Here is a 19,582-nt window from a genome sequence, read left to right on the forward strand (position 1 = left end):
TTATGCGGGTGCATAAATTATTACTTGTTTTGCTTGCCACCACTTTAGTTGGTTGCCTTGATAGCAAAGAAGAAATCATAGAAGAAAAAAACCAAGGGCTAGTTTATTGCGCTGAAGCTAACCCTGTGTCGTTTAACCCTCAAGTAACGACTACAGGTTCAACTATTGATATTATTGCCAATCAATTATACGACCGCTTAATTAGCATTGACCCCGTCACGGCCGAATTTAAAAGCGAGCTCGCTACCGATTGGAAAATTAGTAAAGATGGAAAGTCGGTAACCTTTACCCTTCGTAAAGACGTAAAGTTTCATACTACGTCGTATTTTACCCCGTCGCGGGACTTTAATGCCGACGATATTATATTTACCTTCAGTCGATTATTTGACGTATATAACCCATATCACTTTGTGGGCGATGCTAATTATCCGTATTTTCAAAGTGTGGGGATTGATCAGCTAATTCGTAAAATTGTTCGCGTGTCGGATTATCAAGTGCGTTTTGAACTGTTTAACCCTGAGAGCAGCTTTTTAGCGAATATGGCTACCGATTTTGCCGTGGTGCTTTCAGAAGAATACGCCATGCAGCTTAAAAAAAATAACCAAGAAAACTTATTCGATCAATACCCTATAGGCACTGGCCCTTATATTTATAAAGAGTACCGCCGCGACCATTTAGTGCGTTTTTACCGTAATCCGCTGTATTGGAAGCACGATGTAGCCCTTGAGCAATTGGTTTACGATATAACACCTAATGGCACCACCCGCATTGCAAAAATGCTAACTAAAGAATGTGATATAACCGCTCACCCAAGTAGCGCACAACTCAGTATTTTGGCTCAGCGCGATGACATAAACGTAGAAAAAGAAACCAATTTAAATGTAGGTTATTGGGCTTTTAATACTGAACGAGCGCCATTTGACGATATTCGCGTACGCCAAGCACTGGCGCATGCTATAGACACCGATAAAATAATGCAGGCTGTTTATTACGGAAATGGCACACGTGCACAATCTATTTTACCGCCAACATCGTGGGCATTTGAGCCACAAGAAGATATGCCTAGGTTTGACCCCGAACTTGCTAAAAAACTACTCATAGAAGCAGGCCTACCTAATGGCTTTGATATGACCATTTGGGCAATGCCAGTGAGCCGAATTTATAACCCTAATGCACGTAAAATGGCTGAGCTAATGCAAAGTGATTTACGAAAAGTAGGTGTTAACGTAAGTATTGTAGAGTACGAATGGAACACCTTTATTCAGCGCATTGGTGAACATCGCCACGACAGCGTATTACTTGGTTGGGCCGCTGATACACCCGACCCAGATAACTTTTTTAGCCCACTATTAAGCTGCACCGCTACATTTAGCGGTAAAAACCCTGCAAATTGGTGTAATCCGCAATTTGATTTAATGCTTACACAAGCACTCGACACCACAGATTTAAACAAACGTAAAAAATACTACGAAGATGCACAAAGCTTAATAATTAAAGAGCTGCCATTACTGCCTTTAGCTCATGGTCTGCGTTTTCAAGCCAGTAGTGCCGATGTAGAGGGCATAACGCTTGGCCCATTTGGTGCTATTTCTCTTGCCAATGCGAGGAAAAAATAATGATCGTAGATTATATTTTACGTCGCCTTGGCTTATTGTTTTTTATGATTTTAATGCTCAGCGTTTTTACTTTTTCTCTCGCTTATTTGTTCCCTGGCGATCCATTAAGTAATTTAAGTGGTGTACCTAGCAGCAACTTCGCTCAGCATAGCGAACTTGAAGACAAATATTTATACAACAGCAATTACTTTATGCAGTACATTGCTTTTTTAGGGCGAATATTTCAAGGTGATTGGGGGCTGTCGTTTGCCTCTGGTGGCAGTGTATTTAGTCATATTTTTGATTTATTACCAGCAACGCTTGAACTTAGCTTATATGCACTTATTGTATCAATTGTTGTTGGTGTACCAGCAGGTATTTTAGGCTCTGGCTATCATAAACGCTGGCCCGATAAACTCATAAACTCAACCACTATGGTGGGTTATTCTATTCCGGTATTTTGGCTTGCACTATTATTAATAATGATTTTTTCATTAAAGCTTGGCTGGTTTCCTATGTCGGGAAGAATGGGCTTACTTTATGAAATACCAGCAAGTACTGGGTTTATTTTAATTGATATTGCTTTGGCGGGCTTCCCCTATAAAGGCATGGCTTTTGTAGATGCTCTGCGCCATTTAACACTCCCCACTATTGTACTGGCAATGTACCCTACAACGGTATTGGTTCGCTTTACACGTGAGTCTATGCTTAAAATAATGGATCAAAACTTTATTAAAACAGCCAGGGCAAAAGGCCTTAACCGGCGTCAACTTATCATGCACCATGCGCTTCGTAATGCATTATTACCGGTTATAAAACAAATAGGTTTGCAATTTAGTACGCTAATTACCCTTGCCATGATAACCGAAGTTATTTTCTCGTGGCCAGGTATAGGCCGCTGGTTAATTGACAGTATTTATCAGCGCGACTTCCCGGCTATTCAAGGTGGTTTAATGGCAGTGTCTTTATTTGTTATATTAGCCACTATTATAGCTGAGCTTACTTACACATTATTCGACCCACTCTCGCGGAACCAGGCCCATGGCAAAGTTTAATTTATTTTCTGAAGAGTCGAATAAATCGCCACTTGCGCGATTTTGGCGAAAATTTAAAAATAACCACCCCGCTCTTGTGGGTTTATGGATTTTTATGGCGTTTGCTTTATTAGCAGCCAGCGCGCCATTTTTAGCGCCTTATGGTGTAAATCAACAACATAGCGATGCCTTACTCATTCCACCTTCATGGCGTGAAATGGGCGATGTGCGCTTTATTTTAGGCACCGATGATTTAGGCCGAGATGTTCTCTCTCGTTTAATGAATGGCGCAACCTATACGTTTGGATTGTCTGTGGTCGCCGCATTATTAACAACGATTATTGGTGTTTTAGTGGGTACTTTTGCAGGTATTAGCCGAGGCCTTCGTTCAAGCTTTTTAAACCATTTACTTGATATAACGCTCTCAATACCTTCTTTATTATTGGCAATAATTATAATAGCCATACTTGGCCCTGGTTTAATGAATACCGTATGGGCAATTATATTGGCGCTACTGCCACAGTTTATTCACTCGGTTCGTAACTTAATTGTTGATGAGCTGAGTAAAGATTACATCACCGCGTTTAAGCTAGATGGCGCATCTAACTGGCATATTATATCGCGGGGAATTTTTCCAAATATTTACGAGCACATTGTGGTTATTTTCACTATGGCGCTTTCTACCGCAATATTGGATATTTCTGCCCTTGGCTTTTTAAAGTTGGGTGCACAGCCTCCCACAACCGAATGGGGCGCAATTTTAGCTGAAAACTTAGGCCTGATTTATTTAGCACCTTGGACGGTAGCCTTGCCCGGTGTACTGTTATTTTTAGCCGTATTATCTACCAATTTAGTAGGTGATGGCCTGCGACAAGTGCTTAAAGCACGTAAGGCAGATTAAATGCAATTACTTGATGTTCGTAACTTAACGATTGAACTACGCACCTCTGAGACGGTAATTAGAGCCGTAGACAGAGTGAGCTTTAGCCTAAAAGAAGGTGAAGTACATGCACTTGTAGGTGAGTCTGGTTCAGGTAAAAGCTTAATAGCAAAAGCGATTATTGGCGTATTAAACGAACGCTGGCATATAACAGCCGACCGTATACACTGGCGCGGTGTTGATTTAATGCGCTTAAGCCCAGAGCAGCGCCGTAAAATAGTAAGCCAAGACATCGCCATGATTTACCAAGATCCAAGTAGATGCCTTGACCCTACCGCAAAAATATTTGACCAAATAGCCGAAACACTGCCTGAAGTTGCTCGTAAAGGTTTCTTTTTAAAGCGCAACCGCGAGAGAAAAGACCGCGTAAAAGCACTTATTCATAAGGTCGGTATTAAAAATCACGAAGCTGTACTTAGTAGTTACCCGCATGAGCTCTCAGAGGGCGTGTGCCAAAAAGTAATGATTGCCATGGCCATTGCTCGTACGCCTAAGCTTTTAATTGCTGATGAGCCTACTACAGCGCTTGAAAGCACCACACGCGCGCAAGTTTTTAGATTACTAAAAAGCTTAAACCAACTTAAAAACATGTCTATTTTGATGATATCCCATGAACTTGAAGAAATTGCCCATTGGTCACACGGCATCCATGTTTTGTATTGCGGACAAATGGTAGAAGCAGGCCCTACTCATCAAATATTTAAACAACCTAGACATCCATATACACAAGCGCTATTAAAAAGCTTGCCCGACTACGAGCAAGGCTTAGCCCATAAAGAGCCGTTTTATGCGCTTAAAGGTACTATTCCTACATTACAACATTTGCCTATTGGCTGCCGATTGGGGCCGCGTTGCCCACAAGCACAAAAAGCATGTGTCGTTACACCCGCTTTAACTAAGCATCATGGTCATAGTTATGCGTGTCACTTTCCGTTAATTAAGGACATGAAGTAATGCAGCCACTGTTAAAAGTACAAGCTCTTTGTAAAACCTTTAATGTACGCGCAGGGCTTTTTACTCGCAAAAAGTTTGAGGTACTTAAAAATATTTCATTTTGCGTAGGCAAAGGTGAAAGTATCGCCATAATTGGCGAAACCGGTGCAGGTAAAAGTACATTAGCTAAGCTGCTTTCGGGCGCTGATAACGCAGATAGCGGGCAAATTTTACTCGAAAATATTATTATTGAAGATAACGGCGTACGCGATAATCAATGTCGGCATATCCGCATGATTTTTCAAGACTCAGGTGCCTCGCTTAATCCTGGTTTAACCATAGGTGAAATGCTTAACGATTGCCTGCAGTACAATACCGAATTTGATACAGCTCAGCGTGATGAAAAAATAGATGCCACGCTTTCTAAAGTAGGTTTATTAATCGATCATAAACATTATTACCCGCATATGTTTAGTGTGGGGCAATTACAGCGTGTAGCGTTTGCTAGAGCTTTAATTTTAGATCCGAAGGTAATTGTACTCGATGAAGCGGTTTCGTCTTTAGATCCTTCGATACGCGCTCAAATCGTAAATTTATTACTTAAACTACAGCGTGATACAGGCCTCACTTATGTCATGATCACCCATCATCTAAGTTTAGTTCGCCATATTAGCGATTTGGTAGTCGTGCTTGATAAAGGTGAAGTGGTGGAATACGGCCGCACTAAAGAGGTATTTCAAAACCCACAATCAAAAGTTACACAACGTTTATTAAGCTGCTAATGCAGTTTTTTGTAATGTAAGCGCATTTTAGAAGGTCTTGTTATTAACTTTTACTTTTTAACAGGACCGTTCCATGCTCAAGCACACACTACTTTGTATTACTCCCTTACTGCTTTTATCTGCCTCTGCTATTGCCGATACCCCTAACAAAGTTAAAAACTGGGTTGGCGGAATCGATCATTTAGGTTTAACTGTTTCAGATTTAGATTCATCTAAAGTGTTTTTTACTGATGTACTTGGTTTTAAAGTGCTGGGAAATGATCCGACTTATCCTGCTTACTTTTTATCTAACAAAAAAATAACCATTACATTGTGGCGAGTTAAGAATGATAAAAAACGTGTAGAGTTTAATCGAGCAAAGAATGTGGGCCTACACCATTTAGCACTCAGTGTTGAGAGTATTGAAAAGTTAAGCGAGCTGTATAAACACTTAAAAATGCAAAATAATATTACTATAGAATTTGCACCAGAGAATTTAGGTAAAGGCCCTACGCAGCACATGATGATAAGAGAGCCTAGCGGTAATCGGATTGAGTTTATTGCGAGGCCTATCTAGCCCCGTAAAATGATTAGTATTATAGGCACCCCCTAATTCAAGACAATAAAAAAGGCGCTCAAGGCGCCTTTAGTATATTTGCTAAAACAACTTATTCAGCCGCTTGCTCAACAAGTGGTAAGTTAAGCTCAGCTTGTGCTTTTAGCGCTTCAATAAATACCATGTAGTTTTTATTAGCTTGCGCCATAGTAATTGTTTGCTTAGTTTGTGCATCAATGTTTTCTGCAACTTGTGCATCAGTCACCGATTTAAGCGCCACAATTGCTGAGTCACCATTATTTAAATCAACAATATCAACCACTGCAGAATCTGCTGGGTGAGCCATTTTAAACGCTTGCGTTACAATAGCTGGCGATACAGTGTAGCTTTGACGCGTTAATTGCGCTTCTTGGCGAACTGTTAAGCTTTGCTCTTGTGCAACTTCATTTAAGCTCTTACCTGCTTGTACTTGAGCGAATAATTCACGCGCTTTACTTTTAGCAAGCTCTGATGATTTTTCGTTAACTAAGCGAGTTTTAATTTGCTCACTTACCTCTGTAAGAGGTTTAGTTGCTGCAGGTTTGTGTTCGTTAATACGAACAACAACTGCGTGCTCATCACCAAGTTCAATAACCTCAGAGTTTACTTTATCTTCTAGTAAATCAACTGATGTTAGCGCTGTAATAACCGCAGGGTTATTTAATGGCTCAGGAAGTGCGTTAAGCGCTAAAAGCTCTGTAGATTTAACTTCAACGTCTGCAGCTTCTGCGGCATCATCTAAACGGTCTGAAATTTCGAACGCTAATGCGCCCATTTCAGTTTGCTTCTCGTAAAATGCATCTACTTTTTCAGTTTGCTCAAGCTCAGCACGTAAATCTGCTTTAACATCGTCATACGCTTTTACTTGTTGTGGCTGAAGATCTGTAAGCTTAATAATGTGATAACCAAACTCAGATGCAACAACCTCTGAAAAGTCACCTTTATTTTCAAGTGCAAACGCTGCCTCTTCAAATGCAGGGTCCATTACATCACGCTCAATCCACTCAAGGTCGCCGCCCATTTCAGCGCTTACAATATCATCAGACGATGACTCAGCAAGCTCTGCAAAGTCTGCACCTTGCTCAAGTTGAGCGTGTAGCGCGTTAGCTTTTTCTTTAGCTGCATCGTCGTCTTCACTGTTATCAATTAAGATATGCGATACACGGCGTTTTTCAGGCTCGATGTACTGCGCTTTATTTTGCTCGTAATACGCTTTTACATCATCCTCAGTTACCGACTCAACGTTAATATCTGACGCATTTAATTCAATATAATTTACTGAAATTAGCTCTGGCGATAAAAACTGTGAAGAGTTTAGGTCATAGTAATCAGAAATTTCTTGCTCTGATACTTCAATGTCTTTTGCTAGTGCTTCTTTGTTAACGACTAAGTAGTCGATGCTACGCGTTTGTTGCTGTAGTGCAATCGCACTCTTAAGCTCGCTTTCTAATGCAAAGTCAGTACCTGCTACAGCTGATACTAATTGGCTGCGCGTCATATCTTTACGAAGATATTCACGAAATGCATCTGGTTGAAAGTTCATTTGACGAATTACTTGTAAGTAACGGTCGTTATTAAACTTTTCGCCAATTTGAAAGTAAGGTAGTTCTAAAATGGTTTTACGTACGCTGTCGTCGCTCACGCGAAGGCCTAAATCTGCCGCTAATTGTGATTGCAATTCTTGTTGTACTAAGCGGTCAATTACACCTTGACGTATTTGTGCCATATAATTTGGATCGGCTGCAATTTGTGTAAAGTATTCACCAAATTGTTGCTCTAAACGGCTACGTTCGTTTTGATAAGCACGATTAAATTCGGTTTGGCTAATTTTAATTCCATTTACTTCAGCAACGGGTTGTTCTGTGGTTTGACCTAAGTAACTACCGATCCCTGCTAAGGCAAAAGATAAAATCACCGCGCCTAAAATTATTTTGGCTACAGGGCCTTGTGAGCCCTCTCTGATTTTCTCAAGCATTTGTTTATCTCTTTTTGATCAAGGTATTTTACCTTGTCACATGTAAAAAAAGCGTATCTTACCAGATACGCTTTTTCACTTGAAGTAACTGGCGGTAAAGTTACTTAATTCATCTGTTGTGGTGAATCAGTATCTTTACACTCGCCATAACTAATGTGTGTAAAACAGTGATTAGTTTACTGCGTCTTTAAGCGCTTTACCGGCTTTGAAAGCTGGGATATTAGCTGCAGCAATTTGAATAGTTTCACCAGTTTGTGGGTTACGGCCTGAACGTGCAGCACGTTCACGTACTGAGAAAGTACCAAAACCTACAAGTGCAACTGAATCGCCATCTTTAAGCGCGCCAGATACAGATCCGATGAATGAATCTAGTGCACGACCTGCAGCCGCTTTAGAAATGTCAGCGTCAGCTGCGATTTGATCGATTAATTGAGATTTATTCACAATATCATCCTCTTTCATTGTTATTATCAAGAGCGATGGTTTTTTAAACTAACATCACTTTTTTGAAAATTTTAGAGCAAACTTTTAATGCTCACATGATTATATTTTTCTTAAGCCTAGGCCCCATAAGGGCTAGGCTTGAAAACCAGTGCTTAACTTATCATACCGTTTAGATTTGAAAAGCCCTAAAAAGCACTTTTTTTGGGTTTTTTATTGGTTTTTCGGTGTTTCGGGCGAAAAACTCTCAACAGGATGCACTAAAGCAAGCTTTAACACCTCGTCAATCCACGTAACAGGGTGAACATCAAGACCTGCCAGCACGTTGTCTGGGATCTCTTTTAGGTCACGTTCGTTAATTTTTGGAATGATGACTGTTTTAATTCCACCGCGATGAGCAGCCAATAACTTTTCTTTAAGGCCACCAATTGGCAATACTTCACCACGTAGTGTTATTTCGCCTGTCATTGCAACATCGGCTTTTACAGGGTTACCCGTTAAGCTCGACACTAAACCCGTAACCATAGCAGCACCGGCACTAGGGCCATCTTTAGGTGTTGCACCTTCAGGTACGTGAACGTGTATGTCGCGTTTTTCGTAAAAATCACTATTAATACGGAATGTATCAGCACGATTACGTACAACAGTCATCGCAGCCTGAATTGACTCTTGCATTACATCACCCAGTGAACCTGTGTAACTTAACTTGCCTTTACCTGGAACAGCTGCACATTCAATAGTTAGCAAGTCGCCACCTACTTCTGTCCATGCTAAACCAGTTACTTGGCCAATACGGTTACCATCTTCAGCTTTACCATAATCAAAGCGCTGCACACCTAAAAAGTCTTCTAGGTTAGCTTGATTGATAGTCACTGTTTTAGTGTCTTTTTCTAACAAGATATTTTTAACGGCTTTACGGCACAGTTTAGATATTTCACGTTCAAGGTTACGCACACCCGCTTCACGCGTGTAATAACGAATAATGCCAATAATAGCGCTATCTTCTATTACTACTTCGTTATCTTTTAAACCATTACGTTTAACTTGCTTAGTAATAAGGTGCTCTTTTGCAATGTTTAGCTTTTCATCTTCGGTGTAACCCGATAAACGAATAACTTCCATACGGTCCAATAATGGGCCTGGAATATTAAAGCTGTTTGATGTGGCTACAAACATAACGTCAGATAAATCGTAATCAACTTCAAGGTAATGATCGGCAAAATGGCTGTTTTGCTCAGGATCTAATACTTCTAGAAGAGCTGATGCTGGGTCACCGCGCATATCTGATGACATTTTGTCAATTTCATCTAACAAGAATAATGGGTTTTTAACGCCCACTTTAGACATGTTTTGAATTAGCTTGCCTGGCATAGAACCAATGTAAGTACGACGATGGCCACGAATTTCAGCCTCGTCACGTACCCCACCTAAGGCCATACGCACATATTTACGGCCAGTAGAGCGCGCTATTGATTGCCCTAAAGATGTTTTACCAACACCTGGAGGACCCACTAAACATAAAATAGGCCCTTTAAGCTTATTTGTACGCTGTTGCACTGCGAGGTATTCAATAATACGTTCTTTAACTTTATCTAAGCCGTGGTGATCGCTATCAAGGATTTTTTGCGCGCCCGCTAAATCTTTTTTCACTTTAGAGCGTTTTTTCCATGGCACGTTAATTAACGTATCAATGTAAGAGCGTACAACCGTGGCTTCAGCAGACATTGGCGACATCATTTTAAGCTTATTAAGCTCAGTAGTGGCCTTTTCTTTAGCTTCATCAGGCATGCCAGAGTCTTCAATACGCTTTTTAAGCGCTTCAAATTCGTCAGGCACATCATCAAGCTCACCAAGCTCTTTTTGAATGGCTTTCATTTGCTCGTTGAGGTAATACTCGCGCTGAGATTTTTCCATCTGCTTTTTCACGCGGGTACGAATTTTCTTCTCAACTTGCAGTAAGTCTATTTCACCTTCCATCAACGCCATTAAATACTCTAAGCGTTCAGTCACACTTGAGATTTCTAGCACTTTTTGTTTTTCAGGCACTTTAAGCGGCATATGCGCTGCCATTGTGTCGGCAAGACGTGCTGGCTCATCAATACCCGACACAGAGGTTAATACTTCTGGTGGAATCTTTTTGTTTAGTTTTACATAGCCTTCAAACTGGCTAATAGCGCTGCGAATAAATATATCTTGCTCTTGCTCGTCTACCGAATCAGATTCAATAAATTGGGCGTTAGCAACAAAAAAGTCATCGTTATCTACAAATTCTTCAATTTGTGCGCGTTGTGTACCTTCAACTAAAACTTTCACTGTACCGTCTGGTAATTTTAATAACTGAAGTACAGTGGCAATAGTACCAATACGATAAATATCGTCTTGTTCTGGTTCATCTACAGTTGCATCTTTTTGTGCAACCAAGAAAATTTGTTTGTCTTTGTCCATTGCCGCTTCTAGGCATTTTATTGATTTTTCACGGCCAACAAAAAGCGGGATCACCATGTGTGGATATACCACAACATCGCGCAGTGCTAGGACTGGGATTTCGACTCGGTCGGTTCTCTCAAGCGTCATTATATTTTCTCTTCGCACTTTATTTATTTAAAAGATTACTCAAGTATATGGGGATAAACTAATTAAAGTTCAACAATTTTCCCCTACTCGACTAAATTAATTATAAAAAAAGGAGCCTAAGGCTCCTTTTTTATGCAAATAGCTTAAAAACTACTCAGATGCTGCTTTGTCTTGTTTATTGTTTTCATAAATCAAGATTGGGTCTGACTCACCTTTAATAACGGTTTCATCAATAACCACTTTGCTTACATCGTCCATAGACGGTAGTTCGTACATGGTATCAAGTAATACACCTTCAACAATCGAACGAAGGCCACGAGCACCTGTTTTGCGCTCCATTGCTTTGTGAGCAATTGCTGCTAAGGCGTCATCACGAAATTCAAGTTCAACATCTTCCATACCAAACAATACAGAGAACTGCTTAGTAATCGCGTTTTTAGGTTCACTTAAAATTTGCACAAGTGCTGCTTCGTCAAGTTCAGTTAACGTAGCAACAACCGGTAGACGACCAATAAACTCAGGGATTAAGCCATATTTAACTAAATCTTCTGGCTCTACGTCTTTAAATGTATCACTTAAAGAACGGCTCGCCGCAGACTCTTTTACGTTAACGCCAAAACCAATCCCGGTGTTTTTATGGCTGCGCTGCTCAATTACTTTATCTAGGCCTGCAAATGCACCACCACAAATAAACAAAATCTTAGATGTGTCTACTTGTAAAAACTCTTGCTGTGGGTGCTTACGGCCACCTTGTGGTGGAACCGAAGCAACAGTGCCCTCAATCAGTTTAAGTAGTGCTTGTTGCACACCTTCACCTGATACATCACGTGTAATTGATGGGTTATCTGATTTGCGAGAAATTTTGTCAATTTCATCGATGTAAACAATACCGCGCTGGGCTTTTTCTACATCGTAATCGCATTTTTGCAATAGTTTTTGAATGATGTTTTCTACATCTTCACCTACATAACCGGCTTCGGTTAATGTTGTGGCATCAGCCATAGTAAACGGCACATCTAAAAGGCGTGCTAGCGTTTCTGCAAGTAATGTTTTACCACTACCTGTTGGGCCAATAAGTAGAATATTACTTTTACCTAGTTCAACTTCCTGCTTTGTAGATTGGTTACGCAAGCGTTTGTAGTGGTTGTATACCGCTACTGATAATACTTTTTTAGCATGGTCTTGACCAATTACGTAGTCGTCTAGGTGATTACGAATTTCTTTTGGCACAGGTAGTTTATCAGACGCATTATGCTTAGGAGCAATGTCTTTGATTTCTTCCCTGATGATATCGTTACACAGCTCTACACATTCATCACAAATGTATACTGAAGGACCTGCAATTAATTTACGAACTTCATGCTGGCTTTTGCCACAAAAAGAACAGTATAACAATTTATTACTTTTGTCGCCGTCTGTAGGAGTGTCAGACATTCAGCTACCTCATTTTATACGTTGGCTGCCAAACCGGTTGGCAACTATTCAAATTCGCTTTTAACTATACCAAAATTTACTGGTTTTCGCATAGTAACTCATAGTGGCAAGCAATAGTTTGCTTGCCTACACGCTTACTTGCTATCGCGATTTGTAAATACTGAGTCTACAAGTCCGTAGTCTACAGCTTGTGATGCACTCATAAAGTTATCACGATCTGTATCGCGTGAAATAACATCTAATGGTTGGCCTGTATGCTCAGCCATTAAGCGGTTAAGTTTGTCTTTAATAGACAGAATTTCTTTAGCGTGTATTTCAAAATCAGACGCTTGACCTTGGAAACCACCTAATGGTTGGTGAATCATTACACGTGAGTTTGGTAGACAAAAACGCTTACCTTTAGCACCCGCTGTAAGTAAAAATGCGCCCATGCTTGCTGCTTGACCAACACAAATTGTGCTTACATCTGGTTTAATGAAGTTCATTGTATCGTAAATGGCCATGCCTGCAGTAACTGAACCACCTGGTGAGTTGATATATAAAAAGATATCTTTGTCAGGGTTTTCTGATTCTAAAAATAGCATTTGCGCTAAAATTAGATTTGCCATGTTGTCTTCAACTTGGCCTGTTAAAAAGATAATACGCTCTTTTAATAATCTCGAATAAATATCATACGAGCGCTCGCCTTTAGCCGTTTGTTCAACAACCATAGGGACTAATGCGTTTAGGGGATCTGTAATACCAGTGTTCATACTTATTTAATTCCTTATGCGCTTATACTTATCCTTCACTATAAGAAAAGCATAGTTATCATTTTTCGCAAATTAAGAGCCACAAACTAAAATGGCCCGGGCACACTGCATAAACAGAGTAACACGAGCCATTTAATCGTTAGCGAGAGCTTAAGTCAATGACTTATTAAGCACCTTGCTGCGGATTCATGATGTCGTCAAATGCTTTTTCAACGTCAGAAACATTTGCTTTAGCTAAAATAGCTTCAACTGCTTGCTCTTCCATTGCTACATTACGCATTTGCTGCATTAGTTGATCATTACCTTTGTAGTATTCTACTACTTCAGTTGGATCTTCGTATGCAGACGCTACTGTTGCGATAAGTGCTTCAACTTTAGCATCATCAACTTTGATGTCGTTAGCTTTGATCACTTCACCTAATAAAAGGCCAGTTTTAACGCGAGTTACAGCTTGCTCATGGAACAATTCAGCTGGAAGCTCAGGCATGTTTTTAGCGTCGCCGCCAAAACGTTGAGCTGCTTGCTGACGTAGTGCGTCAACTTCTTGATCAACAAGTGCTTTTGGCACTTCAATTTCGTTGTTTTCTAAAAGACCTTTAATTGCTTGGTCTTTCACGTTAGCTTTAACTGCTTGGTCAAGCTCACGTGTCATGTTCTTTTTAACTTCTTCTTTAAGCGCGTCTACGCCGCCTTCGGTAACACCGAATTTAGTTGCAAACTCTTCGCTTAATTCAGGTAACTCTTGCGCTTCAACTTTTTTCACTGTGATAGTGAATTGAGCCGCTTTACCTTTAAGGTTTTCAGCGTGGTAGTCATCAGGGAAAGTTACATCAGCAACTACTTCTTCGCCTGCTTTTTTACCTACGATGTTATCTTCAAAACCTGGGATCATACGACCTTGGCCAAGTTCTAATGGGAAGTCTTCAGCTTTACCGCCTTCAAATACTTCACCGTCGATAGTACCTACGAAATCAACAGTTACACGGTCGTTTTCGCCAGCAGCTGTATCAACATCAGCCCAAGAAGCGTGCTGTTTACGAAGTGTTTCTAGCATGTTTGCTAAATCTTCGTCAGTTACTGTAACTGCTGGTTTTTCTACAGCAATTTTATCTAAACCTTGAACTTCAACTTCAGGGTAAACTTCAAACGTAGCTGAGAATTCTAAATCTTTACCTGCTTCAAGAGATTTTGGAGCAAATGATGGTGCGCCAGCAGGGTTAATTTTTTCAGCAACGATTGCCTCAATGTAATTACGTTGCATTACTTCGCCAGCAACTTCTTGACGAACTGCAGGACCAAAACGCTTGTTAATTACTGAAACTGGAACTTTACCAGCACGGAAACCATCAATACGCTGTGTTTTTGACAGTTGTTGTAAGCGTTTTTTTACTTCGGTCTCAACGTTCTCTGCAGGAACGGTGATGGTCAGACGGCGCTCAAGGCCTTGAGTCGTCTCAACAGAAACTTGCATGATTTACCTCAATATTCAATTTTGGCGACTGTTCGCCTTCCTTACAAACAAAGTACCTTCATGAGTCTTGATAAAATTTAAGCTAAATTTAATGCTTAAATACATCCGTCGCTACCATGAGATATCATTGCTGCTCTGCCCTTCGGGCACTATGTTAAACAATAGACGCGGCATTATAACCTAATAATCATGAGAGTCGAGTGTAGGGGACAATTATTTAGGCTAGATCGGCACTGATCGCACACAACAGAATAAAAAACAAACTAATTAGATTGTAAGTAATTAAAATTTTATTAATGAATTTGAATATAAAGATAAGGTATGGAATATAGAGTATTAATTTTCACGTTTCATTATTTGATATAATAAAAGTGGTCGGCGATGCAGGATTTGAACCTGCGACCCCTTGGACCCAAACCAAGTGCGCTACCAAACTGCGCTAATCGCCGATATATATTGTGAATACTTAAACTTTGAATTTAAGACCACTTATAAGAAAGTGGTCGGCGATGCAGGATTTGAACCTGCGACCCCTTGGACCCAAACCAAGTGCGCTACCAAACTGCGCTAATCGCCGATACTCAATGTAAATTGGGGTGACTGATGGGGCTCGAACCCACGACAACCGGAATCACAATCCGGGGCTCTACCAACTGAGCTACAATCACCGCTATATTTACACGTTTTCAACATGGTGCGCCCAGAAGGATTCGAACCTTCGACCCACGCCTTAGAAGGGCGTTGCTCTATCCAGCTGAGCTATGGGCGCATCGAAAACTTCATAGCGTACAAATAAGCTTACTTTTAAAAAGTGGTCGGCGATGCAGGATTTGAACCTGCGACCCCTTGGACCCAAACCAAGTGCGCTACCAAACTGCGCTAATCGCCGATGCTTACTATTGTTAACGAATGACCTCGTTGACAACGGGGTGCATAATAGTGATTTGACGGGGTTAGGTCAAACGTTTTTTTAAGAAAACCAATCAACTGCTTATTTTTAGCTCACAATGGTTAAATATTGCAATGTAGGGTTTAAAATTTAAACTCTTTTTACGCTTCTTACGTTTTATAGCTTAAAAGCACCTTGGCGCTTTAGTGCTTTTCTGCGAAAATAGCCTCTATATTAAAAAGTGATAATTTAAAGAATAGATTCTTTATAGGCATTACTACCCCTATTTTATGCATTCACTTTTTAAAGTATCGGAATCAAGTTAATTAACCCTAATTAAAGGTCACCCATGACGGCAAACATCATTGATGGTAAAGCAATCGCAAAACAAGTACGTAGTGCAGTAGCAGAACGTGTATCTGAACGTGTTAAAAATGGTTTACGTGCACCAGGACTCGCAGTAGTACTTGTAGGACAAGATCCTGCAAGCCAAGTTTATGTTGGTTCAAAACGCAAAGCCTGTGAAGAAGTTGGTTTTATTTCAAAATCTTTTGATTTACCCGCAGACGCTACTGAACAAACGCTTTTAGATTTAATTGATGAGTTAAATAATGATGCTGAAGTAGACGGTATCTTAGTTCAATTACCGTTGCCACAAGGCCTAGACGCTGAAAAGATTTTAGAGCGCATCACGCCACACAAAGACGTTGATGGTTTCCACCCTTATAATATAGGTCGTTTAGCGCAGCGTATGCCAGCGCTTCGTCCTTGTACTCCAAAGGGCATTATTACCTTACTTGATTCAACCGGTGTGCGTTATAAAGGGATGCATGCGGTTGTGGTTGGTGCATCTAATATAGTTGGTCGCCCAATGTCGCTTGAGTTATTACTGGCAGGTTGTACTACAACGGTATGTCATAAATTTACACAAGATTTAGAAACACACGTTCGCCGTGCTGACTTATTAGTAGTTGCTGTTGGCAAGCCTGAGTTTATCCCTGGTGATTGGGTTAAAGAAGGAGCAATAGTTATTGATGTAGGTATTAACCGCTTAGATACCGGTAAATTAGTAGGCGATGTTGAGTACAGTGTTGCTGAGCAAAAAGCTGACTTTATAACACCTGTACCTGGCGGCGTTGGCCCAATGACAGTTGCAAGCTTAATTGAAAACACATTAGAAGCATGTGAAAAATACCACAGCTAAAATCAATTAATATAATTAATCTAATTAATCTATTAACTAAAATGTAGATTAAATAAAGAGGGTTGCCAATTGGCAACCCTTTTTATTTAAAGCTATTTTTTAAAACATTTACGCTTTACGCCACGTTGTTTTACCGGCTGAATCTTCAAGTATTACACCTAAAGCATTAAGCGCATCACGTGCTTCATCAGCAGCAGCCCAGTCTTTACTCGCACGTGCTTCATTACGCTTTACTATTAAAGCTTCAATCGTTGCAACTTCTTCATCATCTTGCCCGCCTTGTAAAAAAGCCTCAGGTGCTTGTTGAGCAACCCCTAGCACTTCACCAAGGCTGCGCAGTATAAACGCTAACTTACCAGCTTGATCTGTATCAGTATCAGTATCTTTCACGCGGTTTAACTCTTTTGCAAGTTCGAACAACACAGGTAGTGCTTCTGGTGTATTAAAGTCATCATTCATTGCTTTTCTAAACTTGGCAACGAACTCGTTGCCTTCTAAATCGCATTCTACCGGCTCTACATCACGAAGCGCTGTGTAAATACGTTCAAGTGACGAACGTGCTTGATCTAAATTCTCTTGCGAGTAATTTAATTGGCTGCGGTAATGACCCGATATTAAAAAGTAACGAACAGACTCAGCGTCGTAAGCTTTTAATACTTCACGTACAGTAAAAAAGTTATCTAAAGATTTAGACATTTTTTCTTTATTAACTTGCACCATACCTGTGTGGATCCACGTATTTACGTATTTACCATTATTTGCACAGCATGATTGAGCAATTTCATTTTCGTGATGCGGAAACTGTAAATCAGAACCTCCACCATGAATATCAAAATGCTCACCTAGATGCTTTGAGCTCATTGCTGAACACTCAATGTGCCAACCTGGGCGCCCTTCTCCCCATGGAGATGACCAAGATGGCTCCCCTGCTTTGGCTTTTTTCCATAAAACAAAGTCCAATGGGTCGTCTTTATCTTGAGCCACCTCAACACGTGAGCCTGACTGAAGCATTGTTAAATCTTGCTGAGATAGCGCGCCGTATTGCTCAAACGTTGAAACATCAAATAATACATCGCCATCAGCCGCAACATACGCATGACCTTTAGCAACTAAACGCTCAACCATTTCAATAATTTCATCCATATGGCCCGTTACTGTTGGCTCAACATCTGGACGTAACATGTTCAAACTATCGAAATCTTCATGCATTGCTTTAGTCATACGAAGTGTTAAATCGTTTATTGACTCGCCATTTTCATTTGCACGTTTAATTATTTTATCGTCAACATCGGTAATATTGCGTACGTATTTTAAGTCGTAGCCAATATGGCGAAGGTAGCGGACTATTACGTCAAACCCAACAAATGTACGCGCATGACCTATGTGACAGTAATCATAAATGGTGATACCACACACATACATGTCGATTTTTCCTTCGACCATAGGTTTAAATTGTTCTTTTTGTCGCGTGAGTGTGTTGTATATTTGTACCATTTAGTTGGTGTCCTTCACTGTTATCAAGAAAATGTATGTTACCACTTGCAAAGCATGGGCTCTAGCGCTTTGTTAATCTTAGCTAACTAAGATAAAATAGCGCGACTATTTAAACCAGATATAGGAAACCTCATGGTTGTTCTACACACAAACTTTGGTGACATCACCATTAAAATGCACGAAGCGGAAGCACCAAACACAGTTAAAAACTTTTTAGAGTATGCAAATGCTGGTTTTTACAACGGTACAATTTTTCACCGTGTAATTGATGGCTTTATGGTTCAAGGCGGTGGTTTTGTTCCAGGTATGGAACAAAAAGACGTTAACGATCCGATTCAAAACGAAGCTAACAACGGCCTATCTAATAAAGTAGGTACTTTAGCAATGGCACGTACTCCTGATCCTCATTCAGCTACTGCACAGTTTTTTATTAACGTTAACAACAACGATTTCTTAAACCACAGCAGCGAAACATCTCAAGGCTGGGGATACTGTGTATTTGCTGAAGTAGTTGAAGGCATGGACATTGTAGAAAAAATTAAAGGTGTAGCGACAGGTAGCAACGGTTTTCACCAAGACGTGCCTCTTGAAGACGTGATCATCGAAAGCGTTACTGTTAGCTAATAGTACGTTTATCCACGTAATGTGGAGTATCAGCGGGTGTTTATGCAATATACATACGCCCGCTTTATTTATATCGAAAAGACATCCCTATGACTCGTAAGACATACTTTATTGCTGATTTACATTTAAGTGAAAACAGACCTGACATTAGCGCTGCTTTTTTTAAATTTTTAGAATCTAATATTCTAAATCAAGACGTTGATGCGCTTTATATTTTAGGTGACTTTTTTGAAGTATGGGTAGGTGATGACTACGTCACTGAACTTGCAAGCGATGTAGCTAAGCATTTAAAAACTGTGAGTAATGCAGGTACGCCAGTATATTTTATACATGGCAACCGCGACTTTATTATGCGAGAGCAATATGCAAACTTAGCTGGCATGACACTTTTAAGCGAACAAGCCGTGATTGATTTATACGGTACACCTACCGTTATTTTACATGGCGATGAAATGTGTACTCAAGATACTGAATATCAAAAATTCCGTAAAAAAAGTCGTGGTTGGTGGTGGCCAAAGCTTATGCTAGCTATGCCGCTTTGGTATAGAAAAAAAATAGCCCGCAACGCACGTGAAAAAAGCAAACTAAGCCAAGCCGACAAGCCAATAGAAATCTTAGATGTTGTAGACGAAGCCGTTCTAGAAACGTTTAAAAAGCATGATGTGAGCAACATGATACACGGCCACACTCATCGTCCTAACGTTCATACATACCCGCTAAACAATAAAACGCTTACGCGCACAGTATTAGGAGACTGGTACACTCAAGGCTCATATTTGGTGGTTACACCACAATCACAAAAATTAATTAGTACACCTTTCGCATAATTTTATTTTCTGACTATCCTTAAATGTAAGGTATTTAAA

At 40.2% G+C, this 19,582-nt stretch carries 16 protein-coding genes and 5 tRNA genes; 9 read left to right on the top strand and 12 right to left on the bottom strand.

The window, feature by feature from the left end:
• The first annotated feature begins 8 nt into the window (after positions 1-8).
• From ATS74_RS08060 to ATS74_RS08085, 6 genes are all read left to right on the top strand, one after another.
• Positions 9-1,616, top strand: coding sequence for an ABC transporter substrate-binding protein (locus ATS74_RS08060; protein WP_058548400.1), 1,608 nt, complete (start codon positions 9-11; stop codon positions 1,614-1,616).
• Positions 1,616-2,650 carry an ABC transporter permease gene (locus ATS74_RS08065; RefSeq protein WP_058548401.1) on the top strand — a complete coding sequence of 345 codons (1,035 nt, stop codon included), beginning with the start codon at positions 1,616-1,618 and terminating at the stop codon, positions 2,648-2,650. Before ATS74_RS08060 ends, ATS74_RS08065 begins: the two co-directional genes overlap by 1 nt.
• On the top strand, positions 2,637-3,530 hold the full coding sequence (locus tag ATS74_RS08070; RefSeq protein WP_058548402.1) for an ABC transporter permease subunit: 894 nt from the start codon (positions 2,637-2,639) through the stop codon (positions 3,528-3,530). The genes ATS74_RS08065 and ATS74_RS08070 overlap by 14 nt, the downstream gene beginning before the upstream one ends.
• Positions 3,531-4,523 (top strand): peptide ABC transporter ATP-binding protein, encoded by a 993-nt coding sequence (locus tag ATS74_RS08075; RefSeq protein WP_058548403.1) that lies wholly within the window; start codon positions 3,531-3,533, stop codon positions 4,521-4,523.
• The gene (locus ATS74_RS08080; protein ID WP_058548404.1) at positions 4,523-5,284 is read left to right on the top strand and encodes an ATP-binding cassette domain-containing protein; all 762 of its coding nucleotides are present in this window, start codon (positions 4,523-4,525) and stop codon (positions 5,282-5,284) included. The genes ATS74_RS08075 and ATS74_RS08080 overlap by 1 nt, the downstream gene beginning before the upstream one ends.
• Before the next feature lie 73 nt (positions 5,285-5,357).
• Complete coding sequence (locus tag ATS74_RS08085) at positions 5,358-5,840, top strand: VOC family protein (protein WP_058548405.1); 483 nt, start codon at positions 5,358-5,360, stop codon at positions 5,838-5,840.
• Positions 5,841-5,931: 91 nt separating this feature from the next.
• Here ATS74_RS08085 and ATS74_RS08090 read toward each other — a convergent pair whose 3' ends face one another.
• The 11 genes from ATS74_RS08090 to ATS74_RS08140 all read right to left on the bottom strand — a co-directional run bounded on the left by ATS74_RS08090 (position 5,932) and on the right by ATS74_RS08140 (position 15,394).
• Positions 5,932-7,833: a SurA N-terminal domain-containing protein gene (locus tag ATS74_RS08090; protein ID WP_058548406.1), complete on the bottom strand. Its 1,902-nt coding sequence runs from the start codon at positions 7,831-7,833 to the stop codon at positions 5,932-5,934.
• Between the two features lie 171 nt (positions 7,834-8,004).
• Positions 8,005-8,295 (bottom strand): HU family DNA-binding protein, encoded by a 291-nt coding sequence (locus ATS74_RS08095; protein ID WP_158657444.1) that lies wholly within the window; start codon positions 8,293-8,295, stop codon positions 8,005-8,007.
• A 192-nt stretch (positions 8,296-8,487) separates the two neighbouring features.
• The gene (gene lon / locus ATS74_RS08100; protein WP_058548408.1) at positions 8,488-10,848 is read right to left on the bottom strand and encodes an endopeptidase La; all 2,361 of its coding nucleotides are present in this window, start codon (positions 10,846-10,848) and stop codon (positions 8,488-8,490) included.
• Between the two features lie 150 nt (positions 10,849-10,998).
• Positions 10,999-12,282: an ATP-dependent protease ATP-binding subunit ClpX gene (gene clpX, locus ATS74_RS08105; RefSeq protein WP_058548409.1), complete on the bottom strand. Its 1,284-nt coding sequence runs from the start codon at positions 12,280-12,282 to the stop codon at positions 10,999-11,001.
• 134 nt (positions 12,283-12,416) lie between these two features.
• The gene (clpP, locus tag ATS74_RS08110; protein WP_058548410.1) at positions 12,417-13,034 is read right to left on the bottom strand and encodes an ATP-dependent Clp endopeptidase proteolytic subunit ClpP; all 618 of its coding nucleotides are present in this window, start codon (positions 13,032-13,034) and stop codon (positions 12,417-12,419) included.
• Between the two features lie 166 nt (positions 13,035-13,200).
• The gene (tig, locus tag ATS74_RS08115) at positions 13,201-14,505 is read right to left on the bottom strand and encodes a trigger factor (protein ID WP_058548411.1); all 1,305 of its coding nucleotides are present in this window, start codon (positions 14,503-14,505) and stop codon (positions 13,201-13,203) included.
• Positions 14,506-14,877: 372 nt separating this feature from the next.
• A tRNA-Pro gene (locus tag ATS74_RS08120) sits at positions 14,878-14,954 on the bottom strand.
• 51 nt (positions 14,955-15,005) lie between these two features.
• Positions 15,006-15,082 (bottom strand) — tRNA-Pro (locus ATS74_RS08125).
• 15 nt (positions 15,083-15,097) lie between these two features.
• Positions 15,098-15,173, bottom strand: a tRNA-His gene (locus tag ATS74_RS08130).
• Positions 15,174-15,197: 24 nt separating this feature from the next.
• A tRNA-Arg gene (locus ATS74_RS08135) sits at positions 15,198-15,274 on the bottom strand.
• 43 nt (positions 15,275-15,317) lie between these two features.
• Positions 15,318-15,394 (bottom strand) — tRNA-Pro (locus ATS74_RS08140).
• A gap of 349 nt (positions 15,395-15,743) precedes the next feature.
• Here ATS74_RS08140 and folD point away from each other — a divergent pair.
• The gene (gene folD / locus ATS74_RS08145; protein ID WP_058548412.1) at positions 15,744-16,598 is read left to right on the top strand and encodes a bifunctional methylenetetrahydrofolate dehydrogenase/methenyltetrahydrofolate cyclohydrolase FolD; all 855 of its coding nucleotides are present in this window, start codon (positions 15,744-15,746) and stop codon (positions 16,596-16,598) included.
• 108 nt (positions 16,599-16,706) lie between these two features.
• On the opposite strand, the gene cysS is transcribed toward folD, so the two are convergent.
• Positions 16,707-18,092, bottom strand: coding sequence for a cysteine--tRNA ligase (gene cysS / locus ATS74_RS08150; RefSeq protein ID WP_058548413.1), 1,386 nt, complete (start codon positions 18,090-18,092; stop codon positions 16,707-16,709).
• 132 nt (positions 18,093-18,224) lie between these two features.
• On the opposite strand from cysS, the gene ATS74_RS08155 reads away from it, so the two are divergent.
• A complete protein-coding gene (locus tag ATS74_RS08155) occupies positions 18,225-18,716 on the top strand; it encodes a peptidylprolyl isomerase (protein ID WP_058548414.1) in 492 nt (163 codons plus the stop codon).
• A gap of 89 nt (positions 18,717-18,805) precedes the next feature.
• Positions 18,806-19,543, top strand: a complete 738-nt coding sequence (locus ATS74_RS08160; RefSeq protein ID WP_058548415.1) for a UDP-2,3-diacylglucosamine diphosphatase — start codon at positions 18,806-18,808, stop codon at positions 19,541-19,543.
• The last annotated feature ends 39 nt before the right edge of the window (positions 19,544-19,582 follow it).

It is taken from the genome of Pseudoalteromonas sp. H103 (assembly GCF_001469205.1).
GTDB lineage: Bacteria > Pseudomonadota > Gammaproteobacteria > Enterobacterales > Alteromonadaceae > Pseudoalteromonas > Pseudoalteromonas carrageenovora.

What these genes read in the sequence shown, in the direction of transcription:
- ATS74_RS08065 (WP_058548401.1), top strand. Translation starts at nt 1,616, where the DNA reads ATGATCGTAGATTATATTTTACGTCGCCTTGGCTTATTGTTTTTTATG.
- ATS74_RS08070 (WP_058548402.1), top strand. Translation starts at nt 2,637, where the DNA reads ATGGCAAAGTTTAATTTATTTTCTGAAGAGTCGAATAAATCGCCACTT.
- ATS74_RS08075 (WP_058548403.1), top strand. Translation starts at nt 3,531, where the DNA reads ATGCAATTACTTGATGTTCGTAACTTAACGATTGAACTACGCACCTCT.
- ATS74_RS08080 (WP_058548404.1), top strand. Translation starts at nt 4,523, where the DNA reads ATGCAGCCACTGTTAAAAGTACAAGCTCTTTGTAAAACCTTTAATGTA.
- ATS74_RS08085 (WP_058548405.1), top strand. Translation starts at nt 5,358, where the DNA reads ATGCTCAAGCACACACTACTTTGTATTACTCCCTTACTGCTTTTATCT.
- ATS74_RS08090 (WP_058548406.1), bottom strand. Translation starts at nt 7,833, where the DNA reads ATGCTTGAGAAAATCAGAGAGGGCTCACAAGGCCCTGTAGCCAAAATA.
- ATS74_RS08095 (WP_158657444.1), bottom strand. Translation starts at nt 8,295, where the DNA reads ATGAAAGAGGATGATATTGTGAATAAATCTCAATTAATCGATCAAATC.
- lon (WP_058548408.1), bottom strand. Translation starts at nt 10,848, where the DNA reads ATGACGCTTGAGAGAACCGACCGAGTCGAAATCCCAGTCCTAGCACTG.
- clpX (WP_058548409.1), bottom strand. Translation starts at nt 12,282, where the DNA reads ATGTCTGACACTCCTACAGACGGCGACAAAAGTAATAAATTGTTATAC.
- clpP (WP_058548410.1), bottom strand. Translation starts at nt 13,034, where the DNA reads ATGAACACTGGTATTACAGATCCCCTAAACGCATTAGTCCCTATGGTT.
- tig (WP_058548411.1), bottom strand. Translation starts at nt 14,505, where the DNA reads ATGCAAGTTTCTGTTGAGACGACTCAAGGCCTTGAGCGCCGTCTGACC.
- folD (WP_058548412.1), top strand. Translation starts at nt 15,744, where the DNA reads ATGACGGCAAACATCATTGATGGTAAAGCAATCGCAAAACAAGTACGT.
- cysS (WP_058548413.1), bottom strand. Translation starts at nt 18,092, where the DNA reads ATGGTACAAATATACAACACACTCACGCGACAAAAAGAACAATTTAAA.
- ATS74_RS08155 (WP_058548414.1), top strand. Translation starts at nt 18,225, where the DNA reads ATGGTTGTTCTACACACAAACTTTGGTGACATCACCATTAAAATGCAC.
- ATS74_RS08160 (WP_058548415.1), top strand. Translation starts at nt 18,806, where the DNA reads ATGACTCGTAAGACATACTTTATTGCTGATTTACATTTAAGTGAAAAC.